The organism is Vibrio sp. 10N.261.46.A3 (assembly GCF_041472995.1).
Taxonomy (GTDB): Bacteria; Pseudomonadota; Gammaproteobacteria; order Enterobacterales; family Vibrionaceae; genus Vibrio; species Vibrio coralliirubri.
On the sequence record NZ_JBFRRH010000021.1, the window covers coordinates 234,024 to 250,465 of the forward strand.

Sequence of the window (16,442 nt, forward strand, 5' to 3'; positions counted from 1 at the left end):
GACCGGTCTGTTGTGTATTATTGTGTGCTCATCTTAACCACGAGGTGATGTATGAAACACGAATTGACGCCAACACAAATGACCATGACGTTGAACAGCATGCAGGGAGCTTTTGCACAGAAACCGATGCCAGCGATATCGGAGAGAATTGAGCAGCTGCTCGCACTTAAATCTGCGCTAATCGATTACACAGATCGTTTGTGTGTAGCCGTGAGTGAGGACTATGGTCACCGCAGCCGACAAGACACTTTGATGGCTGACATATTGCCTTGTATCGGAAATATTGATCACAGCATTGAGTGTTTGCCTCATTGGTCAACATCTTCAATTCGTCATTCCGGACCATTACTTTCAACCTCTCGTGTTGAGGTGGTTTATCAACCCAAAGGCGTCGTCGGGATTATTGCCCCGTGGAATTTCCCGATCATGCTATCCGTCGGCCCGCTTATTTCGGCTCTGGCTGCAGGCAATCGCGCCATGATCAAGATGAGCGAATTTACCCCAGCGACAAACCAAGTATTACGATCGCTATTGGCGGAAGTTTTCCATGCCGATGAGGTGTGCTTGATTGAAGGTGAGGTAGAAATCGCAGCCGCATTTTCGGCATTGCCGTTTGATCATCTTCTGTTTACAGGGTCAACCCAAGTGGGTCGCCAAGTGATGAAGTCAGCGGCTGATACGCTAACCCCAGTCACGCTAGAGCTGGGTGGAAAGTCGCCGGTTATCGTGGCAGAAGACATGCCGATTGATATTGCGGTAGAGCGAATCATTTATGGCAAGAGCCTAAACAATGGCCAAGTATGTGTCGCTCCAGATTACGTGCTACTCCCTGAAGAGAAGCTCGAAGCCTTCATTCTGGAGTACAAAAAACAATATCAACAGCTGTTTGATGAAGGGATTTACTCTGAGAGTTTAACCTCGCTCATCAACCCTCGCCAATGTGACCGTGTTGTTGGTCTATTGAATGAAGAGCAGCAAGCAGGGACACGAATCGTTGCTTGCCATGACGAAGCGATGGACTTAGATACTCATCGCTTGGTGACACATTTGATCGTTGAACCAAGCCTGTCATCCAAGGTGATGAACGAAGAAATTTTCGGCCCATTATTACCCTTGATTACGTATCGTAATGTCGAAGAGGCGTTTCAAGTCATCAATAGCAAACCAAGGCCGTTAGCACTCTACCTAATGAGCTTTGATTTGAGCTTACAGGCTCAGGTTAAGCACCAAGTTCACTCCGGTGGCATGTGTATCAATGACTGTGTTTTTCATTTAGCGGTTGATGACGCGCCGTTTGGTGGCATTGGTGAATCTGGTCAGGGCAACTATCACGGCAAAGAAGGTTTCCTTACTTTCTCCCACGCCAAAACAGTCTTGGAAACAGGTTTAGATCATCGAGTTAAGCATCTGTTTTCAAAAGAAGACAACGAATTAAAAACAGCAGTGATGGGCATGCTTGGCCAGTAAATCACTGTTGGTATGACACTGTTTATTTTTCAAAAAGTTATTTTCACGAAATTATTTTAAGAGGTTACTTTTATGTTGGAACGTTTTTTTGAACGTACGATCAAATCGTATTTGATGATTACAGGTTTCTTAACGGCGACGGCTTTTTCCACTTTCCTAGCGCCTGATTGGAGTATGCAGACGCTGTTCTCATACAACGATACCATGATGGAAAACAAAGAGTACTTGCTGGGTACTTATCAACACTGGGGTGTGATGGTTGGCTGTATTGGTGTGTTGTTGATGTTCTCGGCGAAGTACAAATCGCTGCGAACTTCGACGATGATTTACAGCGCATTTGAGAAGTCGATGTTTGTTGGCATCTTCTTATACAACGTGTGTATCAACGATTATGAGTGGTTCTATGGCTGGAGCGGCGTGTTTGCGCTCGATGGTTTTGTGACCGTTTATTCTTTGGTTTATCTGTACTACTACCTCACTAGAGATAAGAGTAAGGTCCCAGCTCACCTTCGTTAATCGTTAACCGTTTGTGAGTTGCTCAGGGTGAGTCAATAACACTTCTTTAATGATCAATAGCTTACTTATGATTACAGCCCGCATTTGCGGGCTTTTTTGATTTTAGGGCAATGATCCATAAAGATCTTAATTGACATATCTTTGACATTTACGTTCTAGACCGACCGGTTTGTTTTGGTTATTGTTTAGTCATCAACTAGAAATGAGGTAAACACCATGACAACCAATAATTTTAACTTTCAACTTAAAACCATTGTTCATGCTCAAGAGAACGGCATTGAAAATATCCCTTCTCTGTTTGGTCGCTTAGGTGCGCAAAGAGTCGTGCTCTTTTCTGATAAAGGTTTGGAGTCTCTTGGCTTTGTTGAGCAGTTCTCGGCGTTGTTTGTAAGCCAGAATGGGAATCAGGAAGCGAACCAACAAGCGGTTCAGCTTGTTGGTGTGTACACCGATATCGCGCCAGATGCGACTTGCGACAACATCAACGCAGCCATTGAGTTTGCAAACAGCGTCAATGCTGATGCGATCTTGTCTGTTGGCGGCGGCAGCGTAATTGATGCTTCTAAAGGTGTGAAATACGCATTTCATAAGAAGATAGATGACATTCGCACCGTAATTGCAGGTGGTGGTCATATGGATGTGTGGCCAAACAATGAAGATATTCGAGTGCCTCATATTGCTGTTCCGACAACGGCTGGTACGGGCGCAGAAGCTTCTCCTATTGCTGTTTTTTACAACGAACATGAAAACATTAAGGCAAGCTTAGTCGCATCGGGATTGGAAGCCGATATCGCAATTCTTGATCCAACGGTGACCACTAAGCTGCCAGCTCACCTGACTCGTTCTACCGCCATGGATGCACTAACACACGCTGTTGAAGCGATTGTCTCGCCAATGAGTAATGCATTCACCGACGCTTACGGCATTCAGGCTGCAAAACTGATTGTTGAAAACTTACCCTTGGCACTTAAAGAGCCAGAAAACCTAACAGCACGCGGCAATCTTCTTCAAGCAAGTACCATGGCGATCTCTGCTTTCTATTCGTCTTTGGGCGGGATTCCGATTCATAACTGTGCTCACGCTTTTGGTGCGATTAGCCACATTCCACATGGCGATGCCAACACGGTGCTGATGCCGGTTGTGATTGAAGCGCTACCGGAATTCTATATGCCGAATGCGGCGAAGTTAGCTCAAGCTTTCTCGGTCGACACGACGGGAACCGATGAGATGGTTTACCAGAGAGTGTTGGATTTTTTAAACAACTTCCAAACCCGCGTCGGTGCGATGAAGCGTTTCAGCAGCTGGAACTTTGATGAGCAAGAGAAGATCAACATTGCAGAAGCGATTGAAAAAGACATCTGTTTTCAGTTCTACCCAATCTCGAAACAGGCGATTGAAACCATCATTGAGAAAGCGATTTAAGTCTTTGTCTTAATTGACTGAATTTTATGACCATTTAGTTCATTCCCTGATTTACTCACAACTATTACTCGAGAGCCAATTATGAAAATTGAAAACGTATTGCTATCAAGCTTGTGCATCATCGCGCCATTCCTACTTTTCACCTAATTCATTCGACAGGGACGTTGTGACCTTTATTCCCGAGGAGGAAATAAATGATCAATAAACGTTTAACTACCGTGATTCTGACTGGTGTTTTGGCTGCTCTGTTTTTTGCCAAAGCAAGCGTTGGAAGCGAAAGCTCTAAGAACGCAGCCACCATGGATCAATCGCAGCAGCATCAAGATGTCGTGCAATTGTTGGATGAGGCTTACCAAGGGCAATTGGATGCCCAACTCTCTGTCGCTTACTTATATCTGAGCGGAGAGGGCGTAGAACAGAATGATGAAAAAGCCGCGGAGTGGTTCGTCACCGCAGCCAATAACGGTAGCCCTGAAGCTCAAACACAGCTTGGGTTGATGTATATCTCTGGAAGTGGCGTTCAAGCCAGCCAAGCGGAAGCTGTCACCTGGATCGGCATGGCAGCAGCTCAAGAGTATGACCCTGCGCTCGACTTATTACATTGGATGTCGCAAGCCGCGCTGCTCTTGCGGCTGAATCAGAAAAACCGAATATTGTTGTTATTGTTGGCGATGATGTGGGCTTTGCCGATACACAGCCTTATGGCTCAGAAGCGGATACCCCAAACCTGATGGCGCTGGCTGAAGAGGGGGTTAAGTTTACTAACTTTCACGCGTCCCCAACCTCATCGGTAACGCGCTCTATGATGTTAACCGGAGCAAACAGCCACGAGGTTGGGCTAGGCACCTTCGACTATGCCGTCTATCCGGGCGCGATTGGTAAGCCGGGTTATGAAGGCTACCTCACCAAGAAAGGTGTCACGGTCGCCACGCTGCTTGAAGAGAGCGGCTATAACACTTACCTCTCTGGTAAATGGCATTTGGGACACGAGGATGGCTTCCTACCGGATGATCGAGGTTTTGGGGAGAGTTACGGTATTTTAGCGGGCGGTTCGAATCACTTTAACCGAGATATGATGTTCCCAGCCAAAAACGCTGCGACAGCGGATGCGCTGCAAAAAGGCGATATTCCAGGTGTTGAAGTTGAGCCAACTTACCGCAACGGTGAAGTGGTTGAGGATAAATACAAAGGCGAATACTCAGACCAAGTTTACACCAACGAGATCATCAAGATGATCGACAGCAAAAAAGACGACGGTAAGCCTTTCTTCGCTTACGTCCCATTCACCGGTATTCACCTGCCACTGCAAGCGCCTGAGTCTGCTTATCAAGATAAAGTCGATTACTACGTTGAACATGGTTGGGACTCGGTTCGAGAAGATCGTTTCGAACGCATGAAAGAGATGGGCGTGATTCCTAAAGAGGCGGAGATTTCAGGACGTAATTCATTAAGCCGCCCTTGGGACTCGCTCTCTGAGAAAGAACAAAAGTGGTACGGCAAGAAAATGGCTGTGGCGATGGGCATGATGGAAATGCAGGACCAACAAGTCGGTCAGATAGTTGATTATCTGAAAGAAATCGGGGAATACGATAATACCTACATCATGTATCTAGCGGATAACGGCCCAGAAGCGGCGGATATTACCGGTGAAAACATCAGTGACTTGATCCGAACGTGGACCGCTCATCACTTCGATAATTCGACCGAAAACTTAGGTAAGGCGAGCTCCAGTGTGTCACTGGGTCCTGAGTGGGCAAGCGCTTCAACCGGCGGCCTATCTTGGTACAAAGCTTACACAGCAGAGGGCGGTATCCGTGTGCCGTTTATTGTTAAGCCAGCCAAAGCGCTTCTAGAAGGTGAAGATGCGTTGCAACCGGGAACTCAAACAGACGACTTATCCCAAGTGAAAGACATTACAGCCACGATTCTTGAAATTGCAGAAGTAGAGCATCCAGGAACGGAATATCAAGGTCGAGAAGTCGCACCAATGAGTGGTGTGAGCTTGTTGCCTTACTTCAAAGGTGAAACGGCAGAGGTGCACAGTGCCGATAATGCGATTCCATTTGAATTGTTTGGTAGCGGGATTTTGCTAAAAGGTGATTACAAGATCATTCGAATCTCTACCGGTATGGGCGGTGACAGTGAGTGGCACTTATACAACACGAAGAAAGACCCTGCTGAGCAACATGACTTGAGAAATCAAATGCCAGATCTGTTCCTTGAAATGGTCGCTGAATATCAAGAGTACGAAAAAGCGCAAAACATCGTCCCGGTTGATGAAGCGTGGAACCCGTTTGAAAACGTGAAATAGAGGAAATGAACCACTCGGCCAACCTAATGCTATCAAGCTTGGTTGGCCGATGAACACCGTGTAAAGGAATTACGAATTGTTTTGGCTAATACAATAACTTTTACATCGAGGCACTCTTCATGACGACATTATCGCTATCAAATTTGAGTTCAGTTCCGCAGTTCAATGGTAAAGCACACAGTAAGCTTCAAGCGCTAGCAAAACCGATTGGAGCGGTGTGTAATATCAGTTGCACCTACTGTTATTACTTAGAAAAACAGCAGCTGCTTGAATACCCAAAAGGCTCTCAATATACGATGGATGAAGTCCTGTTAGAGCGTTATATCAAGCAGTACATCGAAGGGCAGAACACGCCTGAAATCATCTTTTCTTGGCATGGTGGAGAGCCTACCTTGTTGGGGATTGAGTACTTTCAAAAGGTCGTCGAGCTGCAGAAAAAATATTGTCCTAGCTACAGTAAGATCAGCAATGACCTTCAAACCAACGGCACGTTACTGAATGATGCGTGGTGTGAGTTTTTCAAGAACAATGACTTTATCATTGGCGTCAGTATTGATGGACCAGAGCACCTACATAATCACTACCGAACTAACCGTGCAGGCAAAGGCACTTTTTCTCAAACAATGCGTGGCATTCGCTACTTGAAACAACATAACGTCGAGTTCGCGACTCTAAGCTGCGTGAATGATGTGACAGGTAAGTATCCATTAGAGGTCTATCGCTTTCTACGCGATGAAGTCGGTTCGAAGCAATTGCAGTTTATACCTGTGGTCGATAAGCGCGAAGCTCACACCAACAATAAATGGTTGAGCAATCAACAAGCGATCATTCCTGTATCAGGCGAGGTTGAACCGTGGAGTGTAGGCTCTGCGCAATGGGGACAATTCCTCACTACCGTTTTTGATGAGTGGTTTGAACACGATTTTGGTCGAGTGTTAGTGCCGTACTTTGAAAATTTTGTCGGTGTATGGATGGGCAGAGAAAGCACCATGTGTACCTTGAGTGAGATCTGCGGCAAAGGGTTAGCAGTTGAGCCCAATGGTGATGTGTACTCATGTGATCATTATGTCTTTCCTGAATTTCAGCTGGGTAATATTCAGGAACAAGCACTTTCAACTTTAGCCTTTTCGCCAAAGCAGCAGCGTTTTGGTTTCGCCAAACAAAAGTCTCTGCCGAAACAATGCCAAACCTGTGAGTTTAAATTTGCATGTCATGGCGAATGCCCCAAAAACCGTATCATCACAAGCCGAGATGGTGAGGCGGGGTTAAATTATCTCTGTGAAGGTTGGCTGAGCTTCTTCAAGCATATCGACCCGGTTATTAAGGACTTACTCAAAGCCAATAATATTGCGTCTCGTCTGGGGTAACGGAGTAGGCGTGAATGGATTCAATCAAGATTTAAGTTAGATAGAAGGCTCGCTAAATTGTGCGAGCCTTTTGGTATGTGGTATGTGGTATGTGGTAACGGGTATCTAGTCAGCTGATTCTTGTGCCGAGCTCATGGCAAGAATGGTTTCATCCATGGCATTGTTTAGAATCGAACGGTTACGCTGCATAGCGGCCATGAGCGTTGAGCCAAGCCATAAACCATAAAGCGTTCGAGATAGTGATTCTGGCTCTGCGATAGTGAAATCACCATCGGCATTACCTTCTTCAAACAGCTTCGCCATACGCAGGATGATCTTTTCTGCACCTTCTGCCATGGTCGATTGCAACGGGTTAGCAGACCCAGATACTTCTCCCGCCAGTTTTACGACAAGACATTGAATATTGAAGTCTTCAGTCAGTTTCGATGCACACCAAAACTCGAAATAGGCTTTAACGCGATCACGACGAGAAAGCGACTCATCACTTAAAAAGTCATCCAGCTTAGCGAGATGCTCATCAAAGTAGTTAGTAAGAAGAATCTCACCAAAGTGTTCTTTGGATTTAAAGTAGTGGTAAAAAGAACCCTTCGTGCCTTCCGCTTGGTTGATGATTTTCATCAGGCCAACACCAGCAAACCCGTGTTCATTAATAAGGCTAAACCCTGCATCGAGCATAGCTTGTCGCATGTCTTTCATTGTTCTTACTCTTTATGCTGAGAATGAGGAATAGTGTAACCAGCAACATACCAACCGTCCAGTCTAGCGCGTTAGGACGCGGTCAATAATTGGCTCGAACGGTCAAAGTGGCTTTTCTCTATGACCCCTTCTAAGCAATAAAACTTTTTTCAAGATAAGCGCATGCTATAAAACGAAAACAACAACCTTAAAGAGCTTGTTTGGTGCCTTAAAATAGCTAAATCGGGGTGTTTTAAGTTGCTGTTTTTGTTGGTTTTTAATTTAGTGTTTTCTTGAGATCGCAATGATAGTCTTAGCGTAATTTCTTTAGGGGGCTAAATGGACACCAATAACAGCACTTATCATCACCACAGTTTTGCTCAGCAAGACTTATCAGAGCTTACATTTACAGCCTGTACGTTTATCCGTTGTGATTTCAGACGTTCGAACTTACGTGACGCAACGTTTATTAACTGTAAGTTTATTGAACAAGGCGATATTGAGGGATGCCACTTTGATGTTGCCGACTTACGAGATGCAAGCTTCCAGAATTGCCAGCTGGCGATGGCGAATTTTAGTAATGCGAATTGCTATGGGATTGAGCTACGTGAATGCGACTTGAAAGGGGCTAACTTCACTCGTGCTAACTTTGCCAATCAGGTAAGCAATAGAATGTATTTTTGCTCTGCGTATATTACGGGCTGTAACCTGTCATACGCCAACTTGGAGCAAGCTTGTTTAGAGAAGTGCGAGCTGTTTGAGAACCGTTGGATAGGCACTTACCTTGGCGGCGCGTCACTGAAAGAGTCTGATCTCAGCCGAGGTGTGTTTTCGGAAGACGTATGGGGGCAATTCAGTATGCAGGGGGCTAATTTATGCCATGCTGAATTAGAAGGGTTAGATCCTCGTAAGGTCGATACATCTGGAATTAAAATTGTCGCGTGGCAGCAAGAGCAACTGCTTGAAAGCATGGGTATTGTTGTCATGCCCGATTAATAGAGGCAGTGAGGTAGAGTGAGTCGATAGTGAACGCTGTTGTTTTGTATTATTAATGCCTGTTACACTATAGCTTCGCGGCTGCACATGTTTATATTCAGTTTAATCTAGAGAAAATTATGACTATAGAAAATGTGCTTCCTGAAGATTATGCAGAAATGCTTAAGGTTTGGGAGAATTCGGTCCGAGCAACTCATGACTTTATTACAGAAGAAGATATTGAGTTTTTTAAACCTATTATCATGGAACATGCGTTCCCTGCGGTTTCTTTGAAATGCGTTAAAAATGAAAGTGGTTCGATTGTTGGCTTCGTGGGTGTCCATGATGCAAAAGTTGAGATGCTTTTCGTTTTAAATGAAGTTCGAGGGCAAGGCGTAGGCACGGTGTTATTGCAACATGCGATTGAGCAGTTAGCAGCCACCAAAGTTGACGTTAATGAGCAAAACCCACAAGCGGTAGGTTTCTATCAGCGCATGGGGTTCAAAATTGAATCACGCTCTCCAATTGATGACATGGGAAAACCATTTCCAATTCTGCATATGACGCTGTAAGCCTCGGTTGTCGTATCACTCGGTTGTAATCAACCACAGTCGCTAGAAGAAAAGCCCAAAGCTAATAACTTTGGGCTTTTCCGTATCTGGTAACCAGCATTTTATAATGAATTTTTAAAAAGAGAATGCTTGGTGATAGAGAACTGATTGGTTGATTAATGCATGCCTGAGCGCATTTTGTCGGCGAGCGCAAAGAAGACAAAAATGACGAAGCATACTAGAGCAACACACAGTGAAGCTATGATTGTAGTTGCGTCTTTTGATATCAATGGAACAACGATAGAAGCTAATGCAACTAACATAACCAAGATATGAACGATTCGTCCGATGATTGGGTTTTTATGACAGAATGAAGCCCAGAGGTAACGCATTTTTAACACCAGTATAATATTAGTGGGTTTATTCTATTTTCTTAATGAGTATTTTGTAAATAATATTCTGTTACAAGAACCAGTAAATATGATCTAAGTCGTTTTAGTATAAAACTGATTAAATAACAGAAGGTTATTTGTATTATATAGAATGTTTATCATCTAAATAAGAAACATAGTATTCCGTATTCTTTGGAATGCTAAGTCAAATATTGTTCAACTTTTTGTTTCTTGACTTAAGATCTCATTTACTGAGTATTTTATTAAGAAATCGTTTGCGTATAGCCATTGATATCGTAAATACCAACTGAATTAGAATCAGCCTAGAGCCTGTTATTCGTTTTACGTTATTTATCAAAGCGACTCCTCAAATTGAGAACGAGGTAATCTTGTGAGTTTTTCGGTTTGATATACTCAATGTTCATTCGATAAAGATGATGGAGATGATATGTCGAAAACCGCGAAGATCATTAATGAAGATAAGCTGGTAAAAAAAGCAGTTGAAGTCGGTTTTAAGATGGCAAAGCTACAAGGTTTTGATTTGCCAAATTCATCCCAACCGATAAAGGTTAAAGCGGTGTACTTGTTCCTTGTTGAAGTCAATCAGATCACACCGTTGCCTGACGATAAGCTTGATGGCGCGAACATCAAGAAGCGTTTAGCACTCTGGCTTCATAATGCACTGCCGGACAACGACCCGCTGAAGTAAGCTTGCATTACCTCACTTTTATATTTGAAACCTAGCGATATTTCGCTGGGTTTTTTGCTTTTTGGAGCAGTGGAAATAGCCCTTGATATCCCCCAAGCCTAACTTCATTCACAGATTCGCCAACCTTACCTGCCATCAACATTAATGCGCATCATCGGTTCATTAGTTGCCTTAACGTATTTGTGTGCACTCAGAACGAGGCCCCAAACTTGACAGCTTGGATCTTACTAACAACTATTAAGTTGATGATTTTCAATTCGTAATCCATCGATTTACCGAAGTTGAATGATTAAGAGCATCGGTGTGGATATTCATTATGACGTTTAGTCTGACTGAACACGATAAATAGAAAGGGAATACCTCTTATGATGTCTTTACTGTTTTTGTTGTTACTTGTGGCGATGCTATGCGCCTTTTTCGATAAAAAGACCGTTGCTTATGGCTTTTTTGTTAGCTCAGTGATCCTTGGTTTGTATTGGTTTAACCACCATGCCACCGACCCACTATCGATCTTATTGTAAGGAGCTAGCATGAATCGAAATCAGTTAACTCTCTTGAATACACTTGGCTTGCTAGGTATGACAGCCGTTTTGTTGATCGGCTTTATTCTTCAGTTTGTTCTTAATGAGTTGCCTTGTCCGTTATGCTTATTACAACGTATTGGATTTGTGATGGTGTCGTTTGGCTTCATGTTGAATGTGGCTTATGGGCCTCAATCTCGCCACTATGGCATCGTCCTAATTGGCGCTTTATACGGTGTTGCAACCTCGCTAAGACAGGTCTCATTACATGTGATTCCCGGAACTCCGGGTTACGGTAGCCCTATCCTCGGGATGCATTACTATACGTGGGCTTTTGTTTTGTTCACGGCCACTATCTTTGCGGTTGCTGTGATCTTGATTCTAACGAATAAGACAGAGACTCAAGAACCATACAAAATGAGCAATCTGGGTCGTATTTCGTGCTTACTGGCAATCGTCGTGGTTGCGCTCAATGCCATTGCTACGTTTGCTGAGTGTGGGCCTTATCAATGCCCAGATAACCCAGTGAGTTATTGGTTACTCAACTAACCGACTCATCAGTTAACAGCGAAAACAAAAGCCACAGCGTTTTGCTGTGGAATCAAGCGAACTTGTTCTTTTTAGAACGTTAGCGCTTAACGATTCACTTGCTCAACAATCTCGCGTGTTAGGCGTGCGATCTCGTCCCACTCCCCGTTTGTAACCAGCTTCTTGTCGACCATCCATGTGCCACCGCAGGCTAATACTTGAGGTACTGCTAAGTAGTTATCGATGTTTGATGGCGTGATACCGCCTGTAGGCATCAGTCGAATATCACCGTATGGGCCAACGAGTGATTTAACCATGCTGATCCCGCCAGAGGCTTCTGCTGGGAAGAACTTCAAGGTTGTTAAGCCCATCTCTAATGCCGCTTCAACGGTGCTTGGATTGTTCACACCTGGAATGATATCGATGCCGATCTCTTGGCATGCTTTAACTGTGTTCGGGTTAAAGCCCGGTGATACTACAAACGTTGCGCCTGCTTCTTTCGCGGCCAGTGCTTGCTCACGGTTTAAGATGGTGCCCGCGCCGATCAGCATTTGTGGCTGTGCTTGGCGAAGCAGTCGGATAGCTTCAACAGCGGCGTCTGAACGGAAGGTAATTTCAGCGGCGGGAAGCCCATTCTCAGCCAATACTTTGCCTAGAGGGATAATATCCTCTGCGTTATCAATGGCGATAACAGGGATAACTTTAAGTGCTTTTAGCTGTTCGTTAATTGTAGACATGTGTACTTCTTAATATCAGTTTGAAAGAGTGTCGGTGATGGATTTTGGGATGATTGCGCCATGATGTTTAATCACCAATCTGGCTAATGCATTACCTTGATGGCAGGCTTCTTCAATAGAACCTCCAGCGAGATAGCAAGATAAGAAACCGCCGTTAAAAGAGTCGCCAGCAGAGGTGCTATCCACCACAGTCTCGACAGGTGTCGTTGTGATTTTTACGGGCTCATTTACGGGGCTTTCGCTGATCAAGCAGCCTTCAGCACCAAGCTTGACTACAACTGTTTTGACACCGAGAGCATGCAGCCTTGTTATGGTGTCTTGTGGTGTTTGATCGCTCCACAACAGTTGCTCATCATCGAACGTGACTAGGGCTATATCGGTCGTTTTATAGCCCAATAGATAGCATTCTTTAGTTGCGGCCTCTGAGCGCCACAACTTTGGTCGATAGTTACTATCAAAGGCGATGGTAACGCCACGTTCACGCAGGCCTTCGATGATAGTGAGCAACTTTAGCTGATCGCTGTGTGGCAGTATCGCGAGGGAAATGCCACTCAGAAACACCATATCAACATCACGAAGTTGGTTGGCTATCTTATCGAAATCGGGGTGCTGTACCATGCAGCGAGCCGCCGAATCGTTGCGCCAGTATAGGAAGGTGCGCTCACCAACATCGTCGAGTTGAATGAGATAGAGTCCGGGTGAACGCTGCTCGTCAATAAGCACGAACTCGGTTGATAGTCCTTCATCTTGCCATCGGTTAAGCATCTCTTGGCTGATAGCGTCTGAGCCTAGCGCTGAGACATAGCTAGTTCGTATCGCTGGATTCGCAGTGTTATTGCAGCTCATGGGATTGCTAACCGCAGCGCTGCGGTTCAAGTAGATTGCCGCGTTTAATGTGTCTCCACCATAGCTTTGATGCATGTCGCCAAATGGAGCCCCATTCAGTTCAATCATGCACTCACCGATGATTGCGATGTGGGTCATAATATAGCCTTAGAAAGGAAAGGTTGGGTTTGTTCGTATTGAAGAAAGCATGACCATAACGAGATATGATCATGCTTTTTCGATTCTAATCTTACGGGAGTGAGACTAGCCGATTACTTGTTGTCTAGTTTTACGAACAACATCGTTAGGACGAAAGACAGTGCGAATACACCCACCACGCCCATCAGTGCTTGAATGAAGTTTTGCGTACCGCCTGCAAGGTAAGCTGGCAAGCTGAATACAGAAGAAAGAATGTAGCTTGTTAAGTGCGTATCGATTGTTACCGAGATAGCACCGAACACACCTGCAGCCAAACTCGCGGTCATCATCGCTTTGGTGTATTTAGTGAGGACACCAAATAGAGCCGGTTCCGTGATGCCTAAGATAGCGGTGACACTTGAGCCCATCGTAATTGAAGATTGCTCTTTAGAAACCGTTTTACGTTGCTTGTGCCAGATAGCCATTGTCGCGCCAGCAATTGCCATGTTACCCAAACACATGATCGGCATAAGTAGATCCTTACCATACAGTGCGAAGTTGTTCAGGCTGATCGGCGTCATGCTGTGGTGGATACCAAATACGATGGTAATCGGGCGAGTTAGACCAAACACAAAGCCTGTTAACGTCGGAGAGATTTCCAGTAGTGAACTCATCACCCAACCTGCGCCATTACTTAGCCAGATACCAGCAGGGCCAACAAATGATAGCGTGATGGTCGAAGTTACCGTAAACGCAAGCAGTGGTGTAAATACAGGCTTCGCAGAAGAAGGAACTAGACGGTCAACTAACGGAGTCACTTTAGACAATAACCAGATTGCTAGAATCGCAGGAACAATTGCGCCGCCGTAGTTAAGAAGTTCAATCGGAACCACGCCAAGAACCGTCAGCTCAGGAGCTGCGCCTGCGTCTTTTAGCATTGTTGCTTTATCAACGAGCAAAGGCGCTAGCATTGCAGAAGAGACAGCAAGTGCAATGTATTCGTTTACTTTGAATACCTTAGCTGCAGAGAAAGAAACCAGCATAGGTAAGAAGAAGAACACAGCAACAGAGATAGAACGGAAGAAGTAAACTGTGTCTGAGGTTTCAGAGATAACATTGGTTGCAATAAGACCAGACAACAGGCCCATCAACATACCTGCGCCAGCGATTGCGGGTACAACCGGACCAAAGATGCCTGCGACAATGCGCATCACGCCTTGGAACAGCTTGCCTTTCTCTAGCTCATCAGCCGGAGTTGCGTCAGCTTGTTGAGTGTTTGATAGCGCGTTGAACCACTTCTCGACCTCAACACCGATGATGACTTGAGTTTGGCCTTGTTGAAGTACCACACCTTTCACATCTGCGATCTGCTTGATTGCTTCTTCGTCTACCAGCGACTCGTCAGCTAATTTGAATCTCAGCCTTGTCATACAGTGCGTGATACTCACGATATTGTCTTCACCACCAAGTGCAGTGATTAATAACTGTATATTTTCTTTGAAATTTTTCTTCTTCGATGATGACTTCGAGTTATTAATAACGGCATCACTCTTTTCTACCATTTGCATACTACACCTGTTATTGGAATATATTTAACTCGAGCAATCATAACGACAACCAATTTAAATCCAACGGAGTAAAAAGAGATCTCAATCACACTTAAAATCCGAAAAATTATTTTTTCACCGTTTTTGGCCAATTGGTATGTTTTGTTTATCAAAAAAAATCACTTAACGTACCAATTATTTTTACGCAAAATTAGCGCTTGAAATGTGGTTTTTAAAGCGGTTAGATAATAGGAGTTGACTTAAGTTTAGGTTATTTAATTGTGAAAGAAACTATTATATCTGATATCCATTGTATTATTACTAAACCAGACAGACACAATCTCATTACCGTGGTAGTTGAAACGAATGAAGGCGTGACTGGGTTTGGTTGTGCGACATTCCAACAAAGACCGCTTGCTGTAAAAACAATGGTCGATGAATATTTAAAACCTATTCTTATTGGTAAAAACGCCAATAATATTGAAGACTTATGGCAAATGATGATGGTCAACGCTTATTGGCGAAATGGCCCTGTTATCAATAATGCAATTTCCGGTGTTGATATGGCACTGTGGGATATCAAAGCTAAATTGGCGGGCATGCCGTTACACCAATTATTTGGTGGTAAGTCTCGTGATGCTATTCCTGTATACACACACGCGACTAGCGACACGATGGAAGGCATTTATGAGCTGGTGGAATCTTTCCTAGACAAAGGCTACAAGCACATTCGTTGTCAGCTTGGTTTCTATGGCGGTGTTCCAACCGATTTGCATACCACTCAAAACCCGACTGAAGGTTCGTACTACGACCAAGATCAGTACATGGACAATACTCTAACGATGTTTAAGTCGTTGAGAGAGAAATATGGGAACCAATTCCATATTCTTCATGATGTTCATGAGCGCCTATTCCCGAATCAAGCAATACAATTTGCCAAAGAAGTCGAGCAATATAAGCCTTACTTCATTGAAGATATTCTGCCGCCAAATCAAACGGAATGGTTGGATAATATTCGTAGCCAAAGCTCAGTTTCATTAGGTTTAGGGGAGTTATTTAATAACCCTGAAGAGTGGAAATCATTGATTGCTAACCGTCGCATTGATTTCATTCGTTGCCATGTTTCACAGATTGGAGGCATTACCCCAGCTCTGAAACTAGGCCATCTATGTCAGAACTTCGGTGTTCGTATTGCATGGCATTGCCCGCCAGATATGACGCCAATTGGCGCAGCGGTAAACACGCATTTGAATGTGCATTTACACAATGCTGCCATTCAAGAACATGTCGAGTACAACGAGAACACACACAAGGTATTCCCGAACGCTGCAGAGCCAATTAATGGCTACTTATACGCTTCTGAAATCGCAGGTATTGGTGTTGAAATCGACCGAGAGGTTGCAGCCGAGTTCCCTGTTATGTATCGCCCCCACGAGTGGACTCAAAGTCGCCTTCCTGATGGCGCGATTCACACTCCATAACTCATTGAGTTAACCAAAATGGCCGCAGATAGCGGCCATTTTTTTGTCTGAAACTTACCGTTCGTATTATACCAATCGTAGTAAATAACTGTTCACCCTAGCTTGTTAAAACGCTCGATAACTGCGTTGGAATTTTTGATTGTAGAATAACTACTTATCGAAAAATACCGCCTTGTTCTCAAGCCTTTTTCCTACGCTATTTTTGATCACTTACTTACTGTGATTGGTATTAGCTTCTTTGTCAGTCTTCGTTCTAGATTTGTTGCTGTTGCTGTTGCTG

General features: G+C 44.3%; 16 protein-coding genes and 1 pseudogene. 12 read left to right on the forward strand and 5 right to left on the reverse strand.

Annotation, left to right across the window (positions count from 1 at the left end):
• Window positions 1–51: 51 nt before the first annotated feature.
• The 6 genes and pseudogenes from AB4484_RS05975 to AB4484_RS06000 all read left to right on the forward strand — a co-directional run bounded on the left by AB4484_RS05975 (window position 52) and on the right by AB4484_RS06000 (window position 7,083).
• Entirely contained in the window at window positions 52–1,467 is a 1,416-nt protein-coding gene (locus AB4484_RS05975; protein WP_372076954.1) for a coniferyl aldehyde dehydrogenase, read from the forward strand.
• 72 nt (window positions 1,468–1,539) lie between these two features.
• The gene (locus AB4484_RS05980; RefSeq protein ID WP_017070129.1) at window positions 1,540–1,983 is read left to right on the forward strand and encodes a hypothetical protein; all 444 of its coding nucleotides are present in this window, start codon (window positions 1,540–1,542) and stop codon (window positions 1,981–1,983) included.
• A gap of 216 nt (window positions 1,984–2,199) precedes the next feature.
• A complete protein-coding gene (locus AB4484_RS05985; protein ID WP_372076956.1) occupies window positions 2,200–3,405 on the forward strand; it encodes an iron-containing alcohol dehydrogenase in 1,206 nt (401 codons plus the stop codon).
• Window positions 3,406–3,599: 194 nt separating this feature from the next.
• A pseudogene (locus AB4484_RS05990) lies at window positions 3,600–4,025 on the forward strand (tetratricopeptide repeat protein); the annotation flags it as partial.
• Window positions 4,001–5,716: an arylsulfatase gene (locus tag AB4484_RS05995; RefSeq protein WP_372076991.1), complete on the forward strand. Its 1,716-nt coding sequence runs from the start codon at window positions 4,001–4,003 to the stop codon at window positions 5,714–5,716. The pseudogene AB4484_RS05990 and the gene AB4484_RS05995, both read left to right, overlap by 25 nt.
• A 119-nt stretch (window positions 5,717–5,835) precedes the next feature.
• Entirely contained in the window at window positions 5,836–7,083 is a 1,248-nt protein-coding gene (locus AB4484_RS06000; protein WP_372076959.1) for an anaerobic sulfatase maturase, read from the forward strand.
• 105 nt (window positions 7,084–7,188) lie between these two features.
• Here AB4484_RS06000 and AB4484_RS06005 read toward each other — a convergent pair whose 3' ends face one another.
• Entirely contained in the window at window positions 7,189–7,779 is a 591-nt protein-coding gene (locus AB4484_RS06005) for a TetR/AcrR family transcriptional regulator (protein ID WP_372076962.1), read from the reverse strand.
• Window positions 7,780–8,097: 318 nt separating this feature from the next.
• Here AB4484_RS06005 and AB4484_RS06010 point away from each other — a divergent pair, with 318 nt between their 5' ends.
• Together AB4484_RS06010 and AB4484_RS06015 are read left to right on the forward strand one after the other, a co-directional pair.
• Window positions 8,098–8,754: a QnrS family quinolone resistance pentapeptide repeat protein gene (locus tag AB4484_RS06010; RefSeq protein WP_372076965.1), complete on the forward strand. Its 657-nt coding sequence runs from the start codon at window positions 8,098–8,100 to the stop codon at window positions 8,752–8,754.
• Window positions 8,755–8,873: 119 nt separating this feature from the next.
• Window positions 8,874–9,305 (forward strand): GNAT family N-acetyltransferase, encoded by a 432-nt coding sequence (locus AB4484_RS06015; RefSeq protein WP_372076968.1) that lies wholly within the window; start codon window positions 8,874–8,876, stop codon window positions 9,303–9,305.
• A 155-nt stretch (window positions 9,306–9,460) separates the two neighbouring features.
• On the opposite strand, the gene AB4484_RS06020 is transcribed toward AB4484_RS06015, so the two are convergent.
• Window positions 9,461–9,676, reverse strand: a complete 216-nt coding sequence (locus AB4484_RS06020; protein WP_017065847.1) for a hypothetical protein — start codon at window positions 9,674–9,676, stop codon at window positions 9,461–9,463.
• Window positions 9,677–10,124: 448 nt separating this feature from the next.
• Here AB4484_RS06020 and AB4484_RS06025 point away from each other — a divergent pair, with 448 nt between their 5' ends.
• The 3 genes from AB4484_RS06025 to AB4484_RS06035 all read left to right on the forward strand — a co-directional run bounded on the left by AB4484_RS06025 (window position 10,125) and on the right by AB4484_RS06035 (window position 11,455).
• A complete protein-coding gene (locus AB4484_RS06025; protein ID WP_050620307.1) occupies window positions 10,125–10,385 on the forward strand; it encodes a DUF5062 family protein in 261 nt (86 codons plus the stop codon).
• Window positions 10,386–10,750: 365 nt separating this feature from the next.
• Window positions 10,751–10,906, forward strand: a complete 156-nt coding sequence (locus AB4484_RS06030; protein WP_372076973.1) for a DUF5993 family protein — start codon at window positions 10,751–10,753, stop codon at window positions 10,904–10,906.
• A gap of 9 nt (window positions 10,907–10,915) precedes the next feature.
• Window positions 10,916–11,455, forward strand: a complete 540-nt coding sequence (locus AB4484_RS06035) for a disulfide bond formation protein B (protein WP_372076976.1) — start codon at window positions 10,916–10,918, stop codon at window positions 11,453–11,455.
• Between the two features lie 86 nt (window positions 11,456–11,541).
• Here the strand turns inward: AB4484_RS06035 and AB4484_RS06040 are convergent, their stop codons facing one another.
• The 3 genes from AB4484_RS06040 to AB4484_RS06050 form a co-directional block, all read right to left on the reverse strand.
• Window positions 11,542–12,171 (reverse strand): bifunctional 4-hydroxy-2-oxoglutarate aldolase/2-dehydro-3-deoxy-phosphogluconate aldolase, encoded by a 630-nt coding sequence (locus tag AB4484_RS06040; protein ID WP_372076979.1) that lies wholly within the window; start codon window positions 12,169–12,171, stop codon window positions 11,542–11,544.
• Between the two features lie 15 nt (window positions 12,172–12,186).
• Window positions 12,187–13,155: a sugar kinase gene (locus AB4484_RS06045; protein WP_372076982.1), complete on the reverse strand. Its 969-nt coding sequence runs from the start codon at window positions 13,153–13,155 to the stop codon at window positions 12,187–12,189.
• A gap of 113 nt (window positions 13,156–13,268) precedes the next feature.
• Window positions 13,269–14,702: a PTS transporter subunit EIIC gene (locus tag AB4484_RS06050; RefSeq protein ID WP_017065207.1), complete on the reverse strand. Its 1,434-nt coding sequence runs from the start codon at window positions 14,700–14,702 to the stop codon at window positions 13,269–13,271.
• A gap of 260 nt (window positions 14,703–14,962) precedes the next feature.
• Here AB4484_RS06050 and AB4484_RS06055 point away from each other — a divergent pair, with 260 nt between their 5' ends.
• Window positions 14,963–16,162, forward strand: a complete 1,200-nt coding sequence (locus AB4484_RS06055) for an enolase C-terminal domain-like protein (protein WP_004732372.1) — start codon at window positions 14,963–14,965, stop codon at window positions 16,160–16,162.
• Window positions 16,163–16,442: the final 280 nt, after the last annotated feature.